This is a genomic window from Jannaschia sp. GRR-S6-38 (assembly GCF_029853695.1).
GTDB lineage: Bacteria > Pseudomonadota > Alphaproteobacteria > Rhodobacterales > Rhodobacteraceae > Jannaschia > Jannaschia ovalis.
Genome location: NZ_CP122537.1, coordinates 1,559,765 through 1,581,385, shown reverse-complemented (window position 1 = coordinate 1,581,385; position 21,621 = coordinate 1,559,765). Strand labels below are relative to the sequence as shown.

Annotated in this window: 19 protein-coding genes, 1 tRNA gene, 1 pseudogene and 1 riboswitch; of the genes and pseudogenes, 12 read left to right on the top strand and 9 right to left on the bottom strand. The window is 70.6% G+C overall.

Annotated features, from left to right (window positions below; genetic code table 11):
- Nucleotides 1-87 precede the first annotated feature (87 nt).
- The 3 genes from P8627_RS08240 to tspO are packed head-to-tail and all read left to right on the top strand — an operon-like array spanning nucleotide 88 to nucleotide 3,170.
- Nucleotides 88-1,635 carry a phytoene desaturase gene (locus P8627_RS08240; RefSeq protein ID WP_279967302.1) on the top strand — a complete coding sequence of 516 codons (1,548 nt, stop codon included), beginning with the start codon at nucleotides 88-90 and terminating at the stop codon, nucleotides 1,633-1,635.
- Complete coding sequence (gene crtB, locus P8627_RS08235) at nucleotides 1,632-2,699, top strand: 15-cis-phytoene synthase (RefSeq protein WP_279967301.1); 1,068 nt, start codon at nucleotides 1,632-1,634, stop codon at nucleotides 2,697-2,699. Before P8627_RS08240 ends, crtB begins: the two co-directional genes overlap by 4 nt.
- Nucleotides 2,700-2,705: 6 nt before the next feature.
- On the top strand, nucleotides 2,706-3,170 hold the full coding sequence (tspO, locus tag P8627_RS08230) for a tryptophan-rich sensory protein TspO (RefSeq protein WP_279967300.1): 465 nt from the start codon (nucleotides 2,706-2,708) through the stop codon (nucleotides 3,168-3,170).
- A gap of 4 nt (nucleotides 3,171-3,174) precedes the next feature.
- Here tspO and P8627_RS08225 read toward each other — a convergent pair whose 3' ends face one another.
- The 3 genes from P8627_RS08225 to P8627_RS08215 all read right to left on the bottom strand — a co-directional run bounded on the left by P8627_RS08225 (nucleotide 3,175) and on the right by P8627_RS08215 (nucleotide 6,383).
- On the bottom strand, nucleotides 3,175-3,864 hold the full coding sequence (locus P8627_RS08225) for a thiamine ABC transporter ATP-binding protein (RefSeq protein ID WP_279967298.1): 690 nt from the start codon (nucleotides 3,862-3,864) through the stop codon (nucleotides 3,175-3,177).
- Nucleotides 3,854-5,314: an ABC transporter permease family protein gene (locus P8627_RS08220; protein WP_279967297.1), complete on the bottom strand. Its 1,461-nt coding sequence runs from the start codon at nucleotides 5,312-5,314 to the stop codon at nucleotides 3,854-3,856. The genes P8627_RS08225 and P8627_RS08220 overlap by 11 nt, the downstream gene beginning before the upstream one ends.
- A gap of 97 nt (nucleotides 5,315-5,411) precedes the next feature.
- A complete protein-coding gene (locus P8627_RS08215; protein WP_279967296.1) occupies nucleotides 5,412-6,383 on the bottom strand; it encodes a thiamine ABC transporter substrate-binding protein in 972 nt (323 codons plus the stop codon).
- Nucleotides 6,384-6,416: 33 nt separating this feature from the next.
- A riboswitch (TPP riboswitch) is annotated at nucleotides 6,417-6,515 on the bottom strand.
- A gap of 112 nt (nucleotides 6,516-6,627) precedes the next feature.
- Between P8627_RS08215 and aroC the strand changes: the two genes are divergently transcribed.
- A complete protein-coding gene (aroC, locus tag P8627_RS08210) occupies nucleotides 6,628-7,731 on the top strand; it encodes a chorismate synthase (protein ID WP_279967295.1) in 1,104 nt (367 codons plus the stop codon).
- On the opposite strand, the pseudogene P8627_RS08205 reads toward aroC, so the two are convergent.
- From P8627_RS08205 to P8627_RS08190, 4 genes and pseudogenes are all read right to left on the bottom strand, one after another.
- A pseudogene (locus tag P8627_RS08205) lies at nucleotides 7,728-8,631 on the bottom strand (DMT family transporter). The gene aroC and the pseudogene P8627_RS08205 sit on opposite strands and share 4 nt — an antisense overlap.
- A gap of 85 nt (nucleotides 8,632-8,716) precedes the next feature.
- Entirely contained in the window at nucleotides 8,717-9,007 is a 291-nt protein-coding gene (locus P8627_RS08200; RefSeq protein ID WP_279967294.1) for an HU family DNA-binding protein, read from the bottom strand.
- Between the two features lie 121 nt (nucleotides 9,008-9,128).
- Nucleotides 9,129-10,613, bottom strand: coding sequence for an AMP nucleosidase (locus P8627_RS08195; RefSeq protein ID WP_279967293.1), 1,485 nt, complete (start codon nucleotides 10,611-10,613; stop codon nucleotides 9,129-9,131).
- Nucleotides 10,610-12,406, bottom strand: coding sequence for an adenine deaminase (locus P8627_RS08190; protein ID WP_279967292.1), 1,797 nt, complete (start codon nucleotides 12,404-12,406; stop codon nucleotides 10,610-10,612). Before P8627_RS08190 ends, P8627_RS08195 begins: the two co-directional genes overlap by 4 nt.
- Nucleotides 12,407-12,486: 80 nt before the next feature.
- Here P8627_RS08190 and P8627_RS08185 point away from each other — a divergent pair, with 80 nt between their 5' ends.
- On the top strand, nucleotides 12,487-13,452 hold the full coding sequence (locus tag P8627_RS08185; protein WP_279967291.1) for a DNA topoisomerase IB: 966 nt from the start codon (nucleotides 12,487-12,489) through the stop codon (nucleotides 13,450-13,452).
- Here P8627_RS08185 and P8627_RS08180 read toward each other — a convergent pair.
- Nucleotides 13,449-14,633 carry a HupE/UreJ family protein gene (locus P8627_RS08180; protein WP_279967290.1) on the bottom strand — a complete coding sequence of 395 codons (1,185 nt, stop codon included), beginning with the start codon at nucleotides 14,631-14,633 and terminating at the stop codon, nucleotides 13,449-13,451. The genes P8627_RS08185 and P8627_RS08180 overlap by 4 nt on opposite strands.
- On the opposite strand from P8627_RS08180, the gene P8627_RS08175 reads away from it, so the two are divergent.
- The 7 genes from P8627_RS08175 to P8627_RS08145 all read left to right on the top strand — a co-directional run bounded on the left by P8627_RS08175 (nucleotide 14,632) and on the right by P8627_RS08145 (nucleotide 20,580).
- The gene (locus P8627_RS08175) at nucleotides 14,632-15,465 is read left to right on the top strand and encodes a DUF4198 domain-containing protein (protein WP_279967289.1); all 834 of its coding nucleotides are present in this window, start codon (nucleotides 14,632-14,634) and stop codon (nucleotides 15,463-15,465) included. The genes P8627_RS08180 and P8627_RS08175 overlap by 2 nt on opposite strands.
- 30 nt (nucleotides 15,466-15,495) lie before the next feature.
- Nucleotides 15,496-16,101: a 3-isopropylmalate dehydratase small subunit gene (gene leuD, locus P8627_RS08170; protein WP_279967288.1), complete on the top strand. Its 606-nt coding sequence runs from the start codon at nucleotides 15,496-15,498 to the stop codon at nucleotides 16,099-16,101.
- 248 nt (nucleotides 16,102-16,349) lie between these two features.
- A complete protein-coding gene (locus P8627_RS08165; RefSeq protein ID WP_279967287.1) occupies nucleotides 16,350-17,198 on the top strand; it encodes a hypothetical protein in 849 nt (282 codons plus the stop codon).
- 89 nt (nucleotides 17,199-17,287) lie between these two features.
- Nucleotides 17,288-18,184, top strand: coding sequence for an endonuclease/exonuclease/phosphatase family protein (locus P8627_RS08160; RefSeq protein ID WP_279967286.1), 897 nt, complete (start codon nucleotides 17,288-17,290; stop codon nucleotides 18,182-18,184).
- 68 nt (nucleotides 18,185-18,252) lie between these two features.
- The gene (gene leuB / locus P8627_RS08155; RefSeq protein ID WP_279967285.1) at nucleotides 18,253-19,359 is read left to right on the top strand and encodes a 3-isopropylmalate dehydrogenase; all 1,107 of its coding nucleotides are present in this window, start codon (nucleotides 18,253-18,255) and stop codon (nucleotides 19,357-19,359) included.
- Nucleotides 19,360-19,412: 53 nt separating this feature from the next.
- The gene (locus tag P8627_RS08150) at nucleotides 19,413-20,402 is read left to right on the top strand and encodes a DMT family transporter (protein WP_279967283.1); all 990 of its coding nucleotides are present in this window, start codon (nucleotides 19,413-19,415) and stop codon (nucleotides 20,400-20,402) included.
- 101 nt (nucleotides 20,403-20,503) lie between these two features.
- Nucleotides 20,504-20,580: transfer RNA gene (locus P8627_RS08145), tRNA-Pro, on the top strand.
- Nucleotides 20,581-20,592: 12 nt separating this feature from the next.
- Here the strand turns inward: P8627_RS08145 and P8627_RS08140 are convergent.
- Nucleotides 20,593-21,615 carry a glycosyltransferase gene (locus P8627_RS08140; RefSeq protein WP_279967282.1) on the bottom strand — a complete coding sequence of 341 codons (1,023 nt, stop codon included), beginning with the start codon at nucleotides 21,613-21,615 and terminating at the stop codon, nucleotides 20,593-20,595.
- Nucleotides 21,616-21,621 lie beyond the last annotated feature (6 nt).

The window sequence follows — 21,621 nt, the reverse complement described above, 5'->3', positions numbered from 1 at the left end:
AGCCTGTCACGCGGCCCGGCACAAGGGAATAGCGTTTCAGACAGGTTATGTGTAAACCGAACTGGACAGAAGCGGAAGTCCGGCAGCATGACACGATTCGAACAGATCGACGGGACGCGCCCCCATGCCGTGGTCATCGGGGCGGGGCTCGGCGGGCTGGCCGCGGCGATGCGGCTGGGCGCCAAAGGCTGGCGGGTGACGGTGCTCGACCGGCTGGACATGGTCGGCGGGCGGGCGTCGTCGATCACCGAGGCCGGGCACCGCTTCGATCTCGGGCCGACGATCGTCACGGCGCCGTCGGTCTTCCGCAAGCTCTTCGCCGATTGCGGCCGCGATTTCGACCAAGCGGTCGATCTGCGGCCGCTCGACCCGTTCTACACGATCACCTGGCCCGACGGCTCGAAGCTCGATGCCCGCGCCGCGCATGCCGACATGGAGGCCGAGGTCGCGCGCCTGTCGCCCGGCGACGTGGCGGGGTGGAAGCGCTTCCTGCGCGACGCCGAGCGGCGCTATGTCGTGGGCTACGAGGGGATGCTCACCAAGCCGATGCACCGGCTCTGGGAGACGCTGAAGGTCTTGCCCGAATTCGCCATGCTGCGGGCCGACCGCTCGATCCTGGGGCTGGCCCGGGCGCGGGTGCGCGACGAGCGGCTGCGCATGGCGCTGAGCTTCCATCCGCTCTTCATCGGCGGCGACCCCAGCCGGGTGACCTCGATGTATGCGCTGGTCTCGCATCTGGAGGCCAAGCAGGGCGTGCATTACGCGATGGGCGGGGTCGGCGCGATGGCCGACGCGATGGCCGGAGTCGTGGATGATCAGGGCGGGCTGATCCGGACCGGCGCAGAGGTCGACCGCATCCTGCAGGACGGCACGGGCCGCGCGCGCGGCGTGCGGTTGGAGGGCGGCGAGGAGGTCGCCGCCGATATCGTCGTCTCGAACGCGGATGCCGGGCATACCTACGCCAAGCTGCTCGACGGCAAGCGCCGCCGCTGGACGCCGGGCAAGCTCGGGCGCGCCAAGTGGTCGATGGGCCTGTTCGTCTGGTATTTCGGGACCGAGGGTACGGCGGATATGTGGCCCGAGGCCGGGCATCACACCATCCTCTCGGGACCTCGCTACGCGGGGCTTTTGCGCGACATCTTCCGGCGCGGGCACCTGGCCGAGGATATGAGCCTCTATGTCCATCGCCCTTCGGTCACCGACCCCTCGGTCGCGCCGGCGGGCGGTGACACGTTCTACGCGCTCTCGCCCGTGCCGCATCTGGGTCATGCCGACCCGGTCGACTGGGCGCAGGCGGCGGATGCCTATCGTGACCGCGTCGCCGCGGTGCTGGAGGATCGGCTGCTGCCCGGTTTCCGGGAGCGTATCACCGCCGAGACGACCCTGACCCCGCCCGATTTCCGCGACCGCTACCTGTCGCCGCATGGCGCGGGCTTCTCGATCGAGCCGCGGATCCTGCAATCGGCCTGGTTCCGCCCGCACAACGTCTCGGAGGAGGTGCCGGGCCTGTTCCTCGTCGGCGCGGGCACGCATCCGGGCGCGGGCCTTCCGGGCGTCGTCGCCTCGGCCGAGGTGCTCGAGCAGGTCGTGCCGCCCATCGCCGCCCCCGTCTCCTACGCACAGGCCGCCGAATGACCGATCTTGCCGCCGAAACCGCCGCCGAATCCGTCGCCGACATGGCGCATTGCCGCGAAGCGATCCGCACCGGCTCTCTCAGCTTCCACGCCGCCTCGCGGCTGCTGCCCGGACGGGTCCGGGACCCGGCGCTGGCGCTTTACGCCTTTTGCCGGCTGGCCGATGACGCGGTGGACGAGACGGCCGACAAGGCGCCCGCCGTGCTGGCCCTGCGCGACCGGCTGGAGGCGGCCTTCGCCGGCCGGCCCCGCAACGCGCCCGCCGATCGCGCCTTCACCCGCGTGATCGAGACCTTCGACATGCCGCGCGCCCTGCCCGAGGCGCTGCTGGAGGGGCTGGCCTGGGACGCGACGGATCGCCGGTACGACACCCTGTCCGAGTTGCGCGCCTATTCCGCCCGCGTGGCCAGCGCCGTGGGCGCGATGATGTGCGTCCTGATGCGGGTTCGCGACGCCGATGCGCTGGCGCGGGCCTGCGACCTGGGCGTGGCGATGCAGCTGACGAATATCGCCCGCGACGTGGGCGAGGATGCGCGGGCCGGTCGGCTCTATTTGCCGACGGACTGGATGGCGGGGGTCGGGCTCGATCCGCAGGCCTTCCTCGCCGCGCCCGAACCCGACGCGCGCACGGCCGCGCTGACCCGCCGCCTGCTGGCCGAGGCGCGGCGGCTCTACCACCGCTCCGAGGCGGGGGTCGCGGCGCTGCCCGTCGCGGTGCGGCCCGGAATCCTCGCCGCGCGGCACATCTATGACGGGATCGGCGGCGCGGTGGCGCGCAACGGCCATGACAGCATTTCGCGGCGGGCCCGGACGGGCCGGGCGCGCAAGCTGGGCTGGCTGGTGCAGGCCGGCCTTCACGCGGCCACGGTGACGCTGCTGCCGCGCTCGGCGGTGCTGCACGCCCCGCCGCTGGACGAGACCGCTTTCCTGGTGCGCGCCGCTGCCGATCCGCGCCACGCCAGCCAGGGCTGGGGCGACGAGCTGGCCGCCGTCTTCGCGCAGCTGGCCGCCACCGACCGCTTGCGCGCGGGGCCCCTCGACGGATCGGGGGCGCGGCCTAGCTGATCCGTCATGGATTGGCCGCTGTTCATCATCTTCCTTGCCGCCTGCGGGGCCGCGGCCACCACCGGCGCCGTCTTCCAGCCCGGCGACTGGTACAAGCGGCTGGACAAGCCGGTCTGGACCCCGCCCGACTGGCTCTTCCCGGTGGCGTGGACATTCCTCTACCTCGCGCTGGCCTTCGCCGCGGCGCGGGTCGCGACGATCCCCGGGGCGCATTACGCGCTGGCCTTCTGGGCGATGCAGATCGCGTTCAACACGCTCTGGACGCCGATCTTCTTCGGTCTTCGCAGGCTGGGCCCCGCGCTGGTCGTGCTGGGCGGGCTGTGGGTCGCGGTGGTGGGGCTGCTCTGGGCGCTCTGGCCGCTCGACGCGCTCGCCTTCTGGATCACCGTCCCCTACCTCGTCTGGGTCAGCTATGCCGGCGCGCTGAACGCGAGCATCTGGCTGCGGAACCGCCACGCGGTTCCGGCCTGAGGGTTCAGCCCAGATAGGCCCGGAGCGCCGGGGTCGGATTGGCGAAGAGCTCGGCCGTCGGCACGGGCGGCGCGGCGCGGCCCTCGGCGATCACGCAGGTCTCGTCGGCCACGGCCCGCGCGTCGGACGGATCATGCGTCACCATCACGACCGAGAGACCCCGCTCCGCCGCCGTCTCGCGCAGCAGGTCGAGCATCTCGCGGCGGAGCGCGGGGCCCAGCGCGCTGAACGGCTCGTCGAGCAGCAGCCAGGGCCGGTCGCGTAGGAGCGCGCGGGCCAGCGCGGCGCGGCCCTGCTGCCCGCCCGACAGGTCGCGCGGCAGGCGGTCGCCCAGCCCGGCGAGGCCCACGCGGTCGAGCACGGCGTCGCGGCGCGCGCGCTGATCGGCCGAGAGGCGCAGGTCGGGGCGCAGGCCCAGCCCGACATTCTGCGCCACGCTCAGATGGGGAAAGAGGTTCTGGTCCTGGAACAGGATCGAGAGCGGCCGCGCGCCGGGCGGCAGGTCGGTGATGTCCTGGCCTTCGACGAGGACGCGGCCCGATGCGGGGGCGAGGAAGCCTGCGATCACCGACAGGAGCGTCGACTTGCCCGACCCGCTGGCCCCCATCAAGGCGGTGATCGCGCCGCGGCGGAAACCCAGGTCGGCGTCGAGGTGGAAGTCGCCCATGACGATCTCGATCCCGTCAAGCCGCATCGCGCGTCCCCCGTTCGAACAGCCAGAACAGCCCCAGCGACAGGATCACGAGGATCAGCGCCGCGGCCTTGGCCTCGGCCATCCGGTAGGATCCCATGAGCTGGTAGAGCGCCAGCGGCAGCGTCGCCTGGTCGGGCGCGGCGAAGAGCGCGATCACGCCCAGGTCGCCCGCCGCCAATGCCGCGGTCAGCCCGCCGGCGAAGCCCAGCGGACGGCGCAGCCGCGGCAGCGCGACGAGGCGTAGCCAGGCGATGCCGCGCATCCCCAGCGACGCGGCCAGCCGGTCATAGTCGCGGCGCATTTCGCGCATGGCGGGGATCAGGGCGCGCAACGCGAAGGGTAGGGCCAGCACGACGTTCACGCCAGCGGTCACCGGCAGGGCCAGCGCGACCGGGTTCGCGACGGGAAGCAGCAGGATGAACAGCCCGACGCCCAGCACGAGGGGCGAGGCCGCGATCGACAGCGTGCCCGCCGTCTCGACCCAGCCGCCCCGCGGCGTCGTCGCCGCCAGCGCCATGGGCATGGCCAGTGCCAGCGTGGTCGCGGCGGCCACCAGCGCGATGACGAGCGAGCGCAGCGCCGCCCACCAGACGGAGGCTGGCAGGTCGGTCAGCGCGGCGACGCCTTCGGCCAGCACCACGACCATCGGGGTCAGCAGGAAGGCGCAGGCCAGAGCCACGGCCAGCGCATCCTGCGCGCGCAGGCCGGGGCCGTCGCTGTCCCAGCGCGGCGCGACCCGGTCCAGCCCCGCGCCGAAGCCCGAGGGCAGCGCCAGCCTGAGCGACAGAAGCGCCGCGCCGGTGCCGATGGCCAGCTGCAGCGCCCCGAGGATCGCGGCGCGGCCGAGGTCGAAATCGAAGCGGAAGGCCTGATAGATCGCCAGCTCGACCGTGGTCGCGCGCGGGCCGCCGCCCAGCGCCAGCGCCACGGCGAAGCTGGTGGTGCAGATCAGGAAGATCACCGTGAAGATGCCGGGCACCACCGCGCGCAGCATCGGCCATTCGATCCGGCGGAGGGTGTCGGCGGCGGTGAAATTCAGCGCGGCGGCGAGGCGCAGGCGCTCGCCGGGGACGGCCTGCCAGCCCTGCAGGATCAGCCGGGTCGCCAGCGGCACGTTGAAGAAGACATGCGCCAGGATCACGCCCTGCCAGCCGTAGATCGAGACCGGCGCGATCCCGACCCAGCCCAGCCCCGTATTCACGAGGCCGGCGCGTCCGAACACCGCCACCAGGCCCAGGACCGCGACGATGACCGGCAGGATGAAGGGCGCGCCGAGCAGCAGGACCACCGCGCCGCGGCCCGCGAAGCGCCGCCGCGCCAGGGCGCGGGCCACCGGGATCGCCAGCAGGACCGACAGCGCCGCCGACACCACCGCCTGCCAGAGCGTGAAGCGCAGCGCGGCCCAGTCGCGCGGGTCGAGCGCGGCCCAGCCTTCCGCCCGCCACGCCACCGCGGCGAGCGGCAGGAGGAGCGCCGCCGCGACCAGCGCCGCGGCGGCTTGTCCGATGCGGGTGCCGGTCAGCGGCCCGACCCTGCCCGCCGGGGCCTCATCGGCCGAGGCCGGCCTCGAAGGCGGCGACGGCCGTGTCGCGCAGGGCCTCCGCCGTCTCGCTGTCATAGAGCAGCCCCGTCTCCGGCAGATCGAGCTTGGCGAAGCCCTCGGGCAGCTTCTCGGGCGCGAGCCGGGCCGGGAAGGACCAGTTGCCCTCGGGGATGATGGACTGGAAGTCCTCGGACAGGACGAAATCCATGAAGCGCTGCGCCAGCTCGGGCTGGTCGCTGCCGGCGACCTGCGCCGCCGTCTCGACCATCACGTAATGGCCCTCGGGGAAGATCGCGGCGCGCTTGGTGTCATCGCCTTCCGCGATGATGTGATAGGCGGGCGAGGTGGTGTAGCTGAGCACCATGTCGACCTCGCCCTCGGTGAACAGGCCGTAGCTTTCGGACCAGCCCTGCGTGACCGTGGTGATCTTGGGCGCGAGCGCGGCCCAGGCGGCCTCGGCCTCGTCGCCGAAGACGTTCTGGATCCAGAGCGCGAGCGCCAGGCCCGAGACCGAGCTGCGCGGATCCTGGATCGCGATCGACAGGTCGTCGGGCGCGTCGAGCAGGGCCTGGAAGCTCTCGGGCGCGTCGGTCTTGGTGCTGTCGTAGACGAAGGCCGTGTGGCCCCAGTTGAAGGGCAGGAAGGTGCGGTCGGTCCATTCGACGGGCATGGTCAGCCCCTCGATCCCGACCCCGTGCGGCGCGAAGAGGCCGGTCCGGCGCGCGCGCTCCGCGTCGTCGGTGTTCAGGCCGATGACGACATCGGCCCGCGTCCGCTCGCCTTCCAGCAGAAGCCGCGGCAGAAGGTCGCCGGTCACGTATTCCAGCTCCTCGCCGGTGGCGGTTTCGAAGGCCGCGGCGATGGCGGGGCCGGGGCCCCATTCGCTGGCGAAGTAGTCGGGGGCGTAGACGGTCAGCGGCTCGGCCAGCGCGGGGCTGGCGAGCAGGGTGATGGCCGTTGCGATGGTGGATCTCATGTCTCTCTCCCACATGCGACGGACGGGGTTCGGGTGAGAGCATCGCACCTTCCCTCCGCCGGTCTTAACCGGTTCAGGTTCAACGGGTCCGCTTTCGCATCTCAGCCCTGGTGGGCCCCCCGAGGTGGGCTGACAGATAGGGGAACGGCCTGGCGAGGTCCAGAGCAGCCGGGCCGCCGCGGCACGCGGGGCGCTTGCGGGGTGGCGGGGGGCTGGCTAGACCGCGCGGACGAGGAGAGCGTCCATGTCCCTGAACACCTTCGGCCACCTGTTCCGCGTCACCACCTGGGGCGAAAGCCACGGCCCCGCGCTGGGCGCGACCGTCGATGGCTGCCCGCCGGGCGTGGCGATCGATGCGGCCGACATCCAGCAGTGGCTGGACCGCCGCAAGCCGGGCCAGTCCAAGCACACGACACAGCGCAAGGAGCCCGACGCGGTCGAGATCCTCTCGGGCGTCTTCGAGGGGGTGTCCACGGGGACGCCGATCCAGCTGATGATCCGCAACACCGACCAGCGGTCGAAGGATTACGGCGAGATCGCCGAGAAATTCCGGCCGGGCCATGCCGACATCACCTATTGGCAGAAATACGGCATCCGCGACTATCGCGGCGGCGGCCGGTCCAGCGCCCGCGAGACGGCGGCGCGCGTGGCCGCGGGCGGCGTGGCGCGCTCGGCGCTGGCGGTGCTGGCGCCCACGGTGCAGGTGACCGGCTACATGGTGGCGATGGGGCCGCTCGACATCGACCGCGCCCGGTTCGACTGGGATGAGATCGGGCGCAACGATTTCTGGTGCCCCGACCCGGTGGCGGCGGGCGAATTCGCCGATCACCTGGATTGGCTGCGGAAGGACGACCACAATTCCGTCGGCGCGGTGATCGAATGCGTGGCGCGCGGGCTGCCCGCGGGGCTGGGCGCGCCGGTCTACGGCAAGCTCGACACCGACCTCGCGGCGGCGATGATGTCGATTAACGCGGTCAAGGGCGTGGAGATCGGCGAGGGCATGAACGCCGCGCGGCTGACCGGGCGCGACAATGCCGACGAGATCTCGATGGGGCCCGACGGGCCGGTCTATTCGTCGAACCACGCGGGCGGCATCCTGGGCGGGATCAGCACCGGGCAGGACGTGGTGGTGCGCTTCGCGGTGAAGCCGACCTCGTCGATCCTGTCGGAGCGGCGGACGATCACCAAGTCCGGCGAGGACACGACCATCGTCACCAAGGGCCGCCACGACCCCTGCGTCGGGATCCGCGCGGTGCCGGTGGCCGAGGCGATGATGGCCTGCGTGGTGCTGGACCACCTGCTGCTGCATCGCGGCCAGGTCGGCGATGCGGGCGGGCGGATCGGCTAGGGCGCGCCATCCGTCGCGGCGGGGGCGGTACGCGGGGCACGCAGGCGCGACAGCTGCACGGCCAAAATGCCGAAGGTCACGATCAGCACGCCCAGGATGTCGAGCGGACCGAGCCGTTCGGAGAGCAGCGCCCAGGCGATGACCACGCCGAAGAACGGGTTGAGGAAGTGGAAGGTCGCGGCCGGGGTGGCGCCGATGCTCTGCACCAGCTTGAACCAGATGAAGGTCGCGGCGAGGCCCGGGATCAGCGTGGTGTAGGCGAAGGCCGTCACCAGGAGGGGCGACCAGGTCACGTCCCAGTCCTCCAGCGCCAGCCCCACGGGGAGGAGCGCGAGGCTGCCCACCAGCATCTGCAGCCCGACGACCATCAGGAGGTTGCCTCCGCCCGAGGCGCCGCGCACCGACAGCGTCGCGACGGTCAGCGCCACGACCCCCAGCACGCAAAGCGCGATCGAGCCGGCATCGGCGCCGCCCTGCAGCCGCGTGCCCATGATCAGCAGGACGCCGAGCGTGCCCGCGACCAGCCCCGCGACGCCCAGAAGGCGCGTACGCTCGGCGAAGAGCACCCAGTTCGCCAGCGCCACCAGGAGCGGCAGGGTCGAGGCGATGATCGCGGCGAGCGAGGCCTCGATCTCGCTGCATGGCGACGAAGTTCAGCCCCAGATAGAGCGCGTTCTGGCAGATCCCGAACACGATCACCGCCCGCCACTGGGCGCGCGTCAGGCGCAGCCGTTCGCCCAGCGCGAAGGCGATGGCGCATCCCAGGACCCCCGAGATCGCGAAGCGCAGCGACAGCGACAGGATCGGCGGCGCCTCGGCCACGATGATGCGCGCCGAGGTGAAGGCCGAGGACCACATCACGGCGAAGGTCAGGCCGAGGAGAAGGGCGCGCGGATCCATGCGCGCGACCCTGCCGGAATCACCGGGGCGCGCAACGAAAAAGGGCCGCCCGAAGGCGGCCCCGGAACGGTTCGTGCCGGAAGGGTCAGGAGTTGACCGATTCCTTCAGGGCCTTGGCGATGGTCATCTTGACGACCTTGTCAGCGTCCTTCTTGAACTGCTCGCCCGTCGCGGGGTTGCGCACCATGCGCTCGGGGCGCTCGCGGCACATGATCTTGCCGACGCCGGGGAGCGTCACGGCGCCGCCGTTCGACACTTCCTCGGTGATGATGCCGGTGATCGCATCGAGTGCGGTGTTCGCCGTCTTCTTGTCGGTGTCCATCTTCTCCGCCAGCGCGGCAACGAGCTGAGTCTTGGTCATCGGCTTATTCGCCATCTGAATCTCCCTGTTTCAATTCTTGGGGCCGTTTCAGGCTGAGCGCACCCTAACCTCGCAAATCACGACCTCACAAGCGATTTGACGATAAAATAAAGGGGTTTTAGGGGGGAACGCTTCGTCAAAGGAAGGCGGTCTCCTCGAAACTGCGCAACTTCCGGCTGTGCAGCCGCGCAAGGGGCATCTCGCGAAGCGACTCCATCGCCCGGATCCCGATCAGCAGATGGCGGCTGACCTGGGTGCGGTAGAAGGATGAGGCCATTCCCGGCAATTTCAGCTCGCCGTGCAGGGGCTTGTCGGACACGCAGAGCAGCGTGCCGTAGGGCACCCGGAAGCGAAAGCCGTTGGCGGCGATGGTGGCCGATTCCATGTCCAGCGCGACGGCGCGCGATTGCGACAGGCGCTGGACCGGGCCGGCCTGCTCGCGCAACTCCCAGTTGCGGTTGTCGATGGTGGCGACGGTGCCGGTTCGCATGATCCGCTTCAGCTCGTAGCCCTCGAGCTGGGTGACATCGGCCACCGCGGTCTCCAGCGCGACCTGCACCTCGGCCAGCGCCGGGATCGGCACCCAGACCGGCAGGTCGTCGTCGAGCACGTGGTCTTCGCGCAGATAGGCGTGGGCGAGGACGAAATCGCCCAGCGACTGGCTGTTCCGCAGGCCCGCGCAATGCCCGACCATCAGCCAGACATGCGGGCGCAGCACGGCGATATGGTCCGTCGCGGTCTTCGCGTTCGAGGGTCCCACGCCGATATTGACCAGCGTGATCCCCGCCTGGCCCGGGCGCGTCAGGTGGTAGGTCGGCATCTGCGGCATCTTGGGCGGATCGACCATCGGTGCGTCCGGATCCTCGGGCGTGACGCGCTGACCCAGGGGACCGACCAGTTCCGCATAGCCCGAATCCGGATCGCGCAGCGCCTGGCGCGCATAGGCGATGAACTCGTCGACATAGAACTGGTAGTTGGTGAACAGGACGTGGTTCTGGAAATCGTCGGGGCTGGTGGCGGTGTAATGCGACAGCCGCGCCAGCGAGTAATCGACGCGCTGCGCGGTGAAGGGCGCGAGCGGCCGGGCGCCGTCCTCGTAGGTGAAGCCCACGCCGTTCACGATGGCGTCGTTCGTCGTCTCGAGGTCGGGCACGTCGAACACGTCGCGCATCAGGAAGGGCAGGACGCCGTCCTGCGGGACCTCCAGATCGCCGTCGTTCATCACTGCGAAATGGATCGGGATCGCGGTGGCGGACTGGCCGATCCAGATCGGGACCTCGTGGGATTTCAGGAGCAGGTCGATCTGGTGCGTCAGGTAGTTCGCGAAGAGGTCGGGCCGGGTGACCGTGGCGGCATAGCGCCCCGGATCTGTGACATGGCCGAAACTGAGCCGGCTGTCGGTGCGCCCGTAGCTGGTCGTGGTGATGCGGATCTCGGGGTAATAGGCCCGGAAGCGGCAATCGGGCATCCCGGCCGATTGCAGCGCGGTCTGGAAATTGTCGCGCAGGTAGCCCGTCGCCTCGCGGTAGAGACGGATCAGCTCCGCCACGGCCTTCGCCGGATCGGTGAAGGGCTGGGCCTCGGCCCGGCCGGGAGTGCAGAGGGGGGTCAGGTCGGTCATGCGGTCTCGATAAGGTCCGTCAGTTCGAATTTCGTGACATCCACCAGCCCCAAATCGCTGATCCGGAGTTCCGGGATCACGACCAGGGCCAGCAGGGAATGCTGCATATAGGCGTTGTTGAGCGTGCAGCCCGCCGCGCGCATCGCCGCGCCCAGCGCATCCGCCTTCGCGGCCACCTCGGCGGCCGGCCGGTCCGAGATCAGCCCCGCGATGGGCAGCTCGACCAGCGCCTGCTCGGTCCCGTCGGCGAAAAGCGTCACGCCGCCGCCGACCTCGGCCAGCCGGTTGGTGGCGCGGGCCATGTTCTCGGCATCGGTGCCGACGACGATCATGTGGTGGCTGTCATGCGCGACGGTTGAGGCCATGGCCATCGCGCCCTCGTAGCCGAAGCCCGACACGAAGCCGTTCACGACGCCGCCGGTGCCGCGATGCCGTTCCACCAGCGCGATCCGGCAGGTGTCGCCCGCGATCTGCACCGCGCCGTCCGCCACCGGCAGGCGGCGGGTCAGCGCCTTGGTGGGCGCCTGGTTCTCGACCACGCCGATGACGCGCGCGCTGACCTCAGTGGCGCCCTCGGGCGCGGGGACGGCGAAATCCGCCGCCGTCAGCGCGCGGCCCAGATGCACCGTGTCGCGGGCCTGGGCGGGCCAGTCGCCATGCGGGCAATCGGCGGTCAGCTCGCCGTCCATCGCCACCGTCCGGCCCAGCGCGATGACGCGCCCGATGGGAAGGTCTCGCAGGTCCGAGGTGAAGACGAGATCGGCGCGCCTGCCGGGGGCGATGGCGCCCAGCTCGCGCTCCATCCCGAAATGGGTCGCGGTGTTGATCGTGCACATCTGCAGCGCCACCAGCGGATCGCATCCGCACGCGATGGCGTGGCGCAGGACGCGGTTCATGTGGCCGTCGCGGGTCAGCGTGCCCGCGTGGCTGTCATCGGTGCAGAGCACGAAGTTGCGCGGGTCGAGCCCCCGCTCGGTCACGGCGGTGATCTGGCTCTCGACGTCATACCATGCGCTGCCCAGCCGCATCATCGACCGCATCCCCTGGCGCACGCGGGCCACGGCATCGGCCTCGCAGGTGCCCTCGTGATCGTCGGCGGGGCCGCCCGCGGCATAGGCGTGGAAGGCAGGGCCCAGATCGGGCGAGGCATAGTGCCCGCCGATCGTCTTGCCGGCCCGCGCGGTGGCGGCCATCTCGGCCAGCATCTTCGGATCGCCCGCCGCGACGCCCGGGAAGTTCATCATCTCGCCCAGGCCCACGATGCCCGGCCAGGCCATCGCCTCGGCCACGTCCGCGGGCGTGATCTCGTGGCCCGTCGTCTCCAGCCCCGGCGCCGAGGGCGCGCAGGATGGCATCTGCACGAACATCGAGCAGGGCAGGCCCCGCGCCTCGTCATGCATCAGGCGCACGCCTTCCAGCCCCAGGACATTGGCGATCTCGTGCGGGTCGGTGAACATCGCCGTGGTGCCGTGCGGCAGGACGGCGGCGGCGAATTCCGCGGGCGTCAGCATGCCCGACTCGACATGCATATGCGCGTCGATCAGGCCGGGGATCACGAAGGCGCCCTCCGCGTCGATCACCTCGGTCTCCGGGCCGATGCAATGACCGGCATCGGGGCCGACATAGGCGATGCGGCCCTGCGCGATGGCGATCTGCCAGTCAAGGATCTCGCGGGTGTGGACGAGGGCGACGCGGCCCCCCCGGATCACGGTTTCGGCGGGCTGTCGTCCGGCGGCGACGGCGATCAGGTCGGCGGCGCAATCGGGCCAGGCGGGCAGGGTCTCGGGCGTCATGGCGCAGCGTGTCACGCGCCGCGGACGGGTGCAATGGCCGCACCGGGAACCGCCGTGGCAGCGTCGCGCGTTGCCCTTCCATGGCACCGCTTCCCGACCTGATCTACTACCCCGACGACCGGCCCGGCATCACCCGCCGGAAGGCGGGGCGCGGCTGGTCCTATCGCGCGCCCGACGGCACGACCATCGACGACGCGGCGGAGCGTGCGCGGATCGACGCGCTGGCCGTGCCGCCCGCCTATGCCGATGTCTGGATCAGCCCGGAGCGGCGCGGCCACCTGCAGGCCACCGGCTACGACGCGCGGACGCGCAAGCAGTACCGCTACCATGAGGATTGGGCGGCCTGGCGCGCGATGCAGAAATACGAGGAGCTGCCGGAATTCGGCGCCGCCCTGCCGCGCCTGCGCCGCCGCGTGACCGAGGCGCTGAAGGGCGAGGCGGGCGAGCGCGACTTCGCCATCGCCGCGGTGCTCCGCCTGATCGACCGGCTGTCGATCCGCGTCGGTACGCCGGAATACCGCGCCGAGAACGGGACCGAGGGCGCGACGACGCTGCGCCAGGGCAACCTGCGCTCGCAGGACGGCAAGCTGCGGCTGGACTGGACCGCGAAGGGCGGCAAGCGCGTGCGGCGGCAGCTCGGCGACCGGCGCCTCGTGCGGGCGCTGCACGATCTGGCGGACCTGCCGGGCGCGCCGCTTTTCGAATGGATCGAGGGCGGGACGCGCTACACCGTTCAGGCCGACCAGGTGAACGACTGGCTGCGCGACGCGAGCGGGCTGGAGGAGGCGACGGCCAAGACCTTCCGCACCTGGAACGGGTCGGTCGCCGCGCTGGAGGCCGCGATGAAGGCGGGCGAGGGCGTGACGATCAAGACCATGGCCGACGCCGCCGCGAAGGTGCTGAACAACACCGCGACCGTGGCGCGGAACTCCTACATCCATCCGGCGGTCATCGACCTGTCCGAGGATTGGCGCGACGTCGCCGTGCCGGAGAACCCGCGCGGCCTGCGGCAGGGCGAGCGCGCGCTGCTGTCGCTGCTGGGCTAGGTCAGGTAGGGCAGGTCGCCCGCCAGTCCGATCCGGTTGAGCACCCAATAGGCGCCGACCACCGCGATGACGATGGAGCCCGGGATCGCGATGGCGGGGCGGTACCACGATTTCCGGCCGAACCACGCGCCCACCACCAGGAAGGCGATCGCGATCACGGCGAGCTGTCCGATCTCGACGCCGATATTGAACGCCACCAGCGAGGCGATCAGCGTCGCGGGCGCCATCCCGGCCTCCGAGAAGACCGAGGCGAAGCCCAGCCCGTGCAGAAGGCCGAAGACGAAGACGACGCCGATCCGTTCCCAGGTGATGTCGCGCCGGCCCTTCGACCAGATGTTCTCGATCGCGACCCAGACGATGGAGGCGGCGATGACGGTCTCGACGATCCACATCGAGCTTCCGGGGATGTTCACGACGCCCAACGTCGCCAGGGCCAGCGTCACCGTATGCGCCAGCGTGAAGGAGGTGACCTGCCACAGCAGCGGCCGCCAGTGCAGCGCGTAGAAATAGAGGCCCAGCACGAAGAGGATGTGATCGAGACCCGCCGGGATGATGTGCTCGAAGCCCACGACGACGTTGCGCAGGAAGGCGGCGCCCGCCGTGACCTGCGCGGCGCCCGCGCGCGGCAGCGGGTCCGACAGCGAGCCGGAGGCGAGGATCGCCTCGTAGCTGTCCTCGCCCATGTCGTCGCCCACCTGCCGGACGATGACGTTGCCGAGGCTGGCGTCGAAGCCGAAGATCACCGGAGCGTCGTCGGGCGGCAGGTCGGCGGTCAGCGTCAGTTCGCTGTCGCGGCGGATCTCGGGGTTGCCGATCGGGGGGATGTCGATCTCGGCCAGCGTCAGCGGGATCTGCGCGTCGCCGGCAATCAGAATGATGTCCGCGTCGATGGCGGACCAGGCCTCGGTCAGCGCGGCGGCCAATTCCTCGGGGGGCAGTTCGCGCAGGCGGTCGTGCCGGTCGGCCAGCGGCGAGTCGTTGGTGTCCTGCACGGCGCCGAGGTCGATCCCGGCGATCAGCGGCTCGACCGCGGTGCGCAGCCGGATCGTCACCCGGTCGGCATCCACGTCGATCTCGGCGAAGGAGGGCTCGACCTCATGTGCCGAAGCCGTGATCGTTGCCCCGATTGACAGCGCCAGCGCCAGCACCATCCTCGCGGCGACCCGCAGGAGATTGTCCATGTTCACCCGACCCTCGCTAATCCTCGCCGCAACCTGCATTCTTTCGACGCCGATTCAAGCACATGAATTCTGGATCCAGCCCGAGGATTACACCGTCGCGCCCGGCGATCCGCTGCGCGCCGGCTTCCGCAACGGCGAGGAATTCGAGGGCTCGAGCCTCAGCTACATCTCGACCCGGTCGACGCGGCTGGACATGGCGCTGGGCGACGGCGCGGTCGAACCGATGCCCGCGCGGCTGGGTGACAGCCCCGCGATCCAGATGGATGCGCCGGCCGAGGAGGGGCTGCTGATCCTCGTGCACGAGACCGCCGACATGCGCGTGACCTATACCGAGCGCGAGGGACGCAGCGCCTGGGAGCGCTTCAGCGGGTTCGTCGAACACAAGGACCTGGCCGGCGTGCTGGAGGCGCACGACGCGCGCGGGCTGTCGCGCGACAGCATCGTCGAGGCCTACCGCCGTTTCGCCAAGGCGCTGGTCGCGGTGGGCGCGGGGACGGGCTCGGACCGCGACATGGGCCTGCGCACCGAGATAGTCGCCGGGCTGAACCCGTATACCGACGACCTGTCGGGCGGGCTGCCGGTGCAGGTCCTGCTGGAGGGCGCGCCGAAGCCGCAGGCACAGATCGAGATGTTCGAGCGCGCGCCCGACGGCACGGTCGCCATCACCATCCACCGCGCCGATGGCGAAGGCCGCGCGACGCTGCCGGTGAAGGCGGGGCACGAATATCTGCTCGACTCGGTCGCGATGTTGCCGCTGGAGCCCGCGGGGGACCTTGATCCGGCCTGGCTGTCGCTCTGGGCCGCGTTGACCTTCGCGGTGCCCGGGGCGTAGATCGGGCCGACCGTTTTCCCGGAGGCCCAGATGGACAAGTTCGAGACCCTGACCGGCGTGGCCGCGCCGCTGCCGCTGATCAATGTCGATACCGACATGATCATTCCCAAGCAGTTCCTGAAGACGATCGCGCGCACCGGCCTCGGCAAGAACCTGTTCGACGAGATGCGCTTCGACGACCAGGGCCGCGAGATCCCGGATTTCGTGCTCAACAAGCCGGCCTATCGCGACGCGCAGATCCTGGTGGCGGGGGACAATTTCGGCTGCGGGTCGTCGCGCGAGCACGCGCCTTGGGCGCTTCTGGATTTCGGCATCCGCGCGGTGATCGCGCCCAGCTATGCCGACATCTTCTTCAACAACTGCTTCAAGAACGGCATCCTGCCTATCGTCCTGCCGCAGGAGCAGGTCGACGCGCTGATGGAGGATGCCGGCAAGGGCGAGAACGCGCGCATCACCGTCGACCTCGAAAACCAGATCGTCGTCGGCGCGGACGGGACGGAATACCCGTTCGAGGTCGACGCCTTCAAGAAGCACTGCCTGCTCAACGGCTTGGACGATATCGGCCTGACGCTGGAGAAGGCGCCGGCGATCGAGGGCTTCGAGGGCCGGATGGCGCAGGAGCGCCCCTGGGTCTAAGTCCGGCGGATTAAGGCCAACTCGCAAATACCTGAAATCAAAGATCTTTCGGTGTCGAGCCGGAAGGCCTGATGCGTTCCGGGCACAGTCATCGGCGCAATTCCGTTTCCGTTGCAGGTCAGGCGGTTGCGGGGTGAAGTTAAACAAGGCAAGGTTGGGGCAACAATGAGGCAGGCACCCGCAACAGGGTGAAACAACGAAACGGGGCTCGGCACGAACCGGGTCCGTCCTTCGAGGATGGGTAGGCAGTGATATCGCAGCTCTCCGGTGCGTGCATCCGTGCGGTGCTCGTCGTGATGATGGTCCTGATGCCGTCGCTGCTCCTGCCGGAGACCAATCCGCAGATCTCCGATGCCATGGTGCTGCTGGCGCTTTTCGCCGCGCTCTTCGTCATCGTCGAATACGGATCGACCTATCCCGGTCTCGTCGAATTCCGCGCCGCGCCGCCCTTCAACCGCGTCCGCTTCGGGATGCTGGTCGTCACGCTCCTGGTCATCGCGATCACCCTGCGGGGCCAGAGCGACGCGACGACGCTGTCGCGCCTGTTCTCGGCGGTGGGGATGCTCCTCGGCGAGTCGATGGATTTCCCGCTCAGCCCGATCCGCCTGATCGTCTGGCTGATGCCCGAGGGCACGACCCTGTCCGAGGCCTACCTGATCCGCGCCGCCGCCGGGCTGGCCTATCTGGTGTCGCTGGTGGCGCTGACGGTCTTCGCCATCCTGATCCGGGTGCGCAGTTGGCCCTCGCCCACCGGCAGCTTCAACGTCTGGGTCAACCTGCCGACCTTCGATCCCACCACCGGGGCCGACGTGGTCATCCGGCTCAAGCGCGACGGGGCGGTTAACATCCTGTTAGGGGTCCTGCTTCCATATGTGAGCCCGCCGATCGCGGTCTTCGTGGCGCAGACCTACGGGATCTCGATGATCGGCAGCGACCTGATGACGGTCTGGGTGATCGCGATATGGGCCTTCCTTCCCGCTTCCCTGTTCCTGCGCGGCATCGCGATGCGCCGGCTCGCGCTGATGATCTCGAAGAAGCGCCGCCGCGTCGACGAGGCCGAGGCCGCGGCCGCCGATCCGGCTTTCCTGCCGGCCTGACGGCGCTCCTGCTGGCGGCGCCCGCCGCCGCCGAGACGCTGCGCATCGCCACCTTCCATTCCGGTCTGGGGCGCCGGGGCCCCGGCGTGATGCTGCGGGACCTGGCCTCGGGGCGCGACGCGCAGGCTGAGGCGGCGCTCGACGTGATCGCGTCGGCCGCGCCGGAGGTGTTGCTGCTCCTCGATATCGACTGGGATCTCGGCGGGGCCGGGCTGGCGGCGCTGCGCGACCGGCTGGCGGAGCACGGGCTGGACTATCCGCATGCGGTGGCGCTGCGGCCCAATTCCGGCCTCCCCTCGGGCATCGATCTGGACGGCAATGGCGCGGCGGACGAGGCGCGCGACGCGCTGGGCTATGGCCGCTTCACCGGCGATAGCGGGCTCGCGCTTCTGTCGATGCGCCCGCTCGGGCCGCCGCGCGACCTGAGCGGCGTGCGCTGGTCCGCGCGGTCCGCGGCGGTGGCGGTCCTGCCCGAGGCGGCCCACCCGGTCGTCCCGCTGGCCACGACCGCGCAATGGGTGGTGCCGATGGGCGATGTGACGCTGGTGACCATGGCCGCCGGGACGCCGGTCTTCGACGGGCCCGAGGATCGCAACGGCAAGCGCACCGCCGACGAGCTGGCCTTCGTTGCGGAATTGGCCGGGGGCGCGACCCTGCCAATCGTGCTGGGACGCGCCAACGTGGATCCGCGCGACGGCGACGGCCCGCGCGCGGCGATCCGCGCCCTGCTGGGGCACCCCGCGCTGCAGGACCCCGCACCGCGCGGCGCGGGCGGCGGCGGGGCTGGCCATGCGGGCGACCCGGCGCTCGACACCGTCGCCTGGGACGGGCCGGGCCCGTTGCGCGTCGATTACGTCTTGCCGGCGCGCGCCCTGGCCGTGCGGGACGCGGGGATCGTCTGGCCCGCGCCGGGCGATCCGCTGGCCGAAACCGTCGCCGCCGCAGGCAGCGGGCGGCTGGTCTGGGTGGACATCGCCCTGCCCTGAGCCTTCCTTGACGGGTCCGGGGGCCTGGCTTAGGCCATGCGCGACCGCATCCAGGAAGGCCCCGCGACATGGCGAACCCCTCTCTCCTCATCCTGCCGGGCGACGGCATCGGCCCCGAAGTCATGGCCGAGGTCCGGCGCGCGATCGACTGGTTCGGCGCCAAGCGGGGCCTGGTCTTCGATGTGTCCGAAGACCTTGTCGGCGGCTGTGCCTACGACGCGCATGGCACGCCCCTGACCGACGAGACCATGGCCAAGGCGCAGGAGGTGGACGCGGTCCTGCTGGGCGCCGTGGGCGGCCCGAAATACGACAAGCTGGATTTCTCGGTGAAGCCTGAGCGCGGGCTGCTGCGCCTGCGCAAGGAAATGGACCTGTTCTCGAACCTGCGCCCGGCGCAATGCTTCGACGCGCTGGCCGATTTCTCCTCGCTCAAGCGCGAGGTCGTCGCCGGGCTCGACATCATGATCATCCGCGAGCTGACGAGCGGCGTCTATTTCGGCGAGCCGCGCGGCATCCACAAGGAAGGCAACGAGCGCGTCGGCATCAACACCCAGCGCTACACCGAGTCCGAGATCGCGCGCGTCGCCCGCTCGGCTTTCGAGCTGGCGCGCAAGCGGTCGAACAAGGTCTGCTCGATGGAGAAGGCCAATGTCATGGAGTCGGGCATCCTCTGGCGCGACGTCGTGCAGGAGGTCCATGACGCCGAGTACCCGGATGTCGAGCTCAGCCACATGTATGCCGACGCGGGCGCGATGCAGCTGACGCGCTGGCCCAAGCAGTTCGACGTGATCGTGACCGACAACCTGTTCGGCGACCTGCTCTCCGACCTCGCCGCGATGCTGACCGGATCGCTCGGGATGCTGCCCTCGGCCTCGCTCGGGCTGCCGATGGCGAACGGGCGGCCCAAGGCGCTCTACGAGCCGGTCCACGGCTCGGCCCCCGATATCGCTGGGCAGGGCAAGGCCAACCCGATCGCCTGCATCCTGAGCTTCGCGATGGCGCTGCGTTATTCCTTCGACGAGGGCGCGAATGCCGACCTGCTGGAAGGCGCGGTGCAGACCGTGCTGGCCGACGGCGTGCGCACCGCCGACCTGATGGGCCCCGATGGCGGCACGCCGGTCAGCACGACCGAGATGGGCGACGCGATCCTCGCGGCGCTGGACGCCGCCGCCTGAGACCCGTCCGGCCCGCGGGGAGGGCGGGCCGGTTCCAATCGCGAGAGACCGCCATGTCCGACAAGACCTCCCCGCTTCCCGGCATCCTGTCGGCCCTGGCCGCCTTCGCGGTCTTCTCGCTGCACGATGTCGCGATCAAGCTGCTGGGCGGCGGCTATGCCGTCTTCCAGATCGTCTTCTTCGCGGTGCTGTTCAGCTTTCCGCTGGCCGTCGTGATGCTGCTGCGCGACGACGTGGCCGGCACGCTGCGCCCGGTCCACCCGTGGTGGACGGCGCTGCGGACGGGGAGCGTCGTGATCACGGGCATGGGCGTCTTCTACGCCTTCTCGGAGCTTCCGCTGGCGCAGGTCTACGCGATCATCTTCGCCAGCCCGCTCCTCATCACGGTGCTGTCGATCCCGATCCTGGGCGAGAAGGTGCGCGCCCACCGCTGGGCCGCCGTGATCGTCGGGCTGATCGGCGTGATGATCGTGCTGCGCCCGGGTGGCGGCGTCGATCTGAGCTGGGGCCATGCCGCGGCGCTGGGCGGGGCGTTCTTCAGCGCGCTGGCCTCGGTCATCGTCCGCAAGATCGGCCGGGACGAGCGGACGCCCGTCCTGATGCTCTATCCGATGGTGGCGAATTTCGTGGTGATGGGGGCGATCCTCCCGCTCGTCTACCGGCCGATGCCGCTGGGCGATCTGGGGCTCTGGGCGCTGGTCGCGGTGGGCGGGTTCGCGGCGGGGCTTCTGATGATCCAGGCCTATCGCCGGGCCGACGCGGTCTTGGTCGCGCCGATGCAGTATTCGCAGATCATCTGGGCCGCGCTCTATGGCTGGCTGTTCTTCGGCGAGGCGATCGACGGCGGGACGGCCGCGGGGGCGGCTGTGATCATCGCCTCGGGGCTCTATATTGTGCTGCGCGAAGGCCGGGGGCGGTCGAACACCACGCCCGTTCTTCGGACCCGGTCGCGCGCCGAGACCGGGACGGCGATGCGCATCGGACCGATGATGAGCCAGGCCGAGCGCGATATCCGCGCCGCCGCCCGCGCCCATTACGGCTGAGCCGGGGCGCGGCCCGCAAACCCCCTTGCCTTGGCCCGGCTTGGGCCGTATCTGCCGCCCATCCGGCGCGGGGCAGGCCCCCGCGCGGATCCTCGAACGGTCGGGCAGTGGCGCAGCCTGGTAGCGCACCTGCTTCGGGAGCAGGGGGTCGGAGGTTCGAATCCTCTCTGCCCGACCATCGAGACCCGCCTCAGCGCAGTCGCCCCGCCGCCGCCGCCGTATAGAGCGCCGCGGTCCCGCCCAGGCCCTGCCGGCGGATGCGGTTGCGCATCAGCGACCCGGCGCCGCGATCGGCGGCCAGGCTGCGGGCGAGCGTCAGCGCCTCGTCCGTGATCAGCGTCCGCCGCGCGATCAGCGCCGCGCAATTGGCCGCGATCCAGCGCCCGAACGTGCCGTCGGTCAGCCGGGCGAGCCGCCGCAGCGCCGCGCCGGGTCCGCTGGGGCTGCCCATCAGGTTGCCGTCATGCTGGCGGTAGTCGAGCGCGGGGACGGGGTCGAGAATGGCGCGTCCCCCCGCGGCGAGGACGAGGAGCGAGAGCCACCAGTCGTGGAACGGCACGCCCGGCGGCGGGCCCGCCGCGCGGACCAGGCGCATCGTCTCGGGGGGCAGCACCATGCTGTGCCCGGCGATCGGGTTCTCGACGAAGGCGCGCCGCAGGTCGGACGGGTTGCGCGGGCGCCGCCCGGTGCGGCCGCCCGGGCCATGCACCGCCGCCGCGCCGTAGATCACCGGGCGCGGCCCGTCCCATTCGGCCAGCCGGCGCAGCGCGCGCGACAGCTTGTCGGGATACCAGACATCGTCCTGATCGCTGAGCGCGACATGCATCTCCGGGCCGAGTGGCAGCTCGGGATGGCAGAGAAGCGTCAGGAAATTCGTGGTCGCGCCGAGGCAGGGCCCCGGCAGGACGCGGACCGCGTGCCGGCCGCGATGCCGTCGGGCGAAACGATGCAGCAGCCGGACGGTCCCGTCGGTCGAGCCGTCATCGGCCACCCAGAGCCGCCAGTCGCGATGGTCCTGCGCCGCGATGCTGTCGAGCTGCGGCTGCAGGAACGCCTCGCCGTTGCGCGTGCACATCAGGATCAGAACGGGAGTCGCGTCGCCGGAAATGGCCCGCTCCTTTCGGATGATTTGAGGCGAAACGGTCTCGAGCGTCACCGTGCCGCCTTCGCAAGACCAAAGCCAGACCAAGCGGCGCCACCATTCCTGCCCCATCGAAAC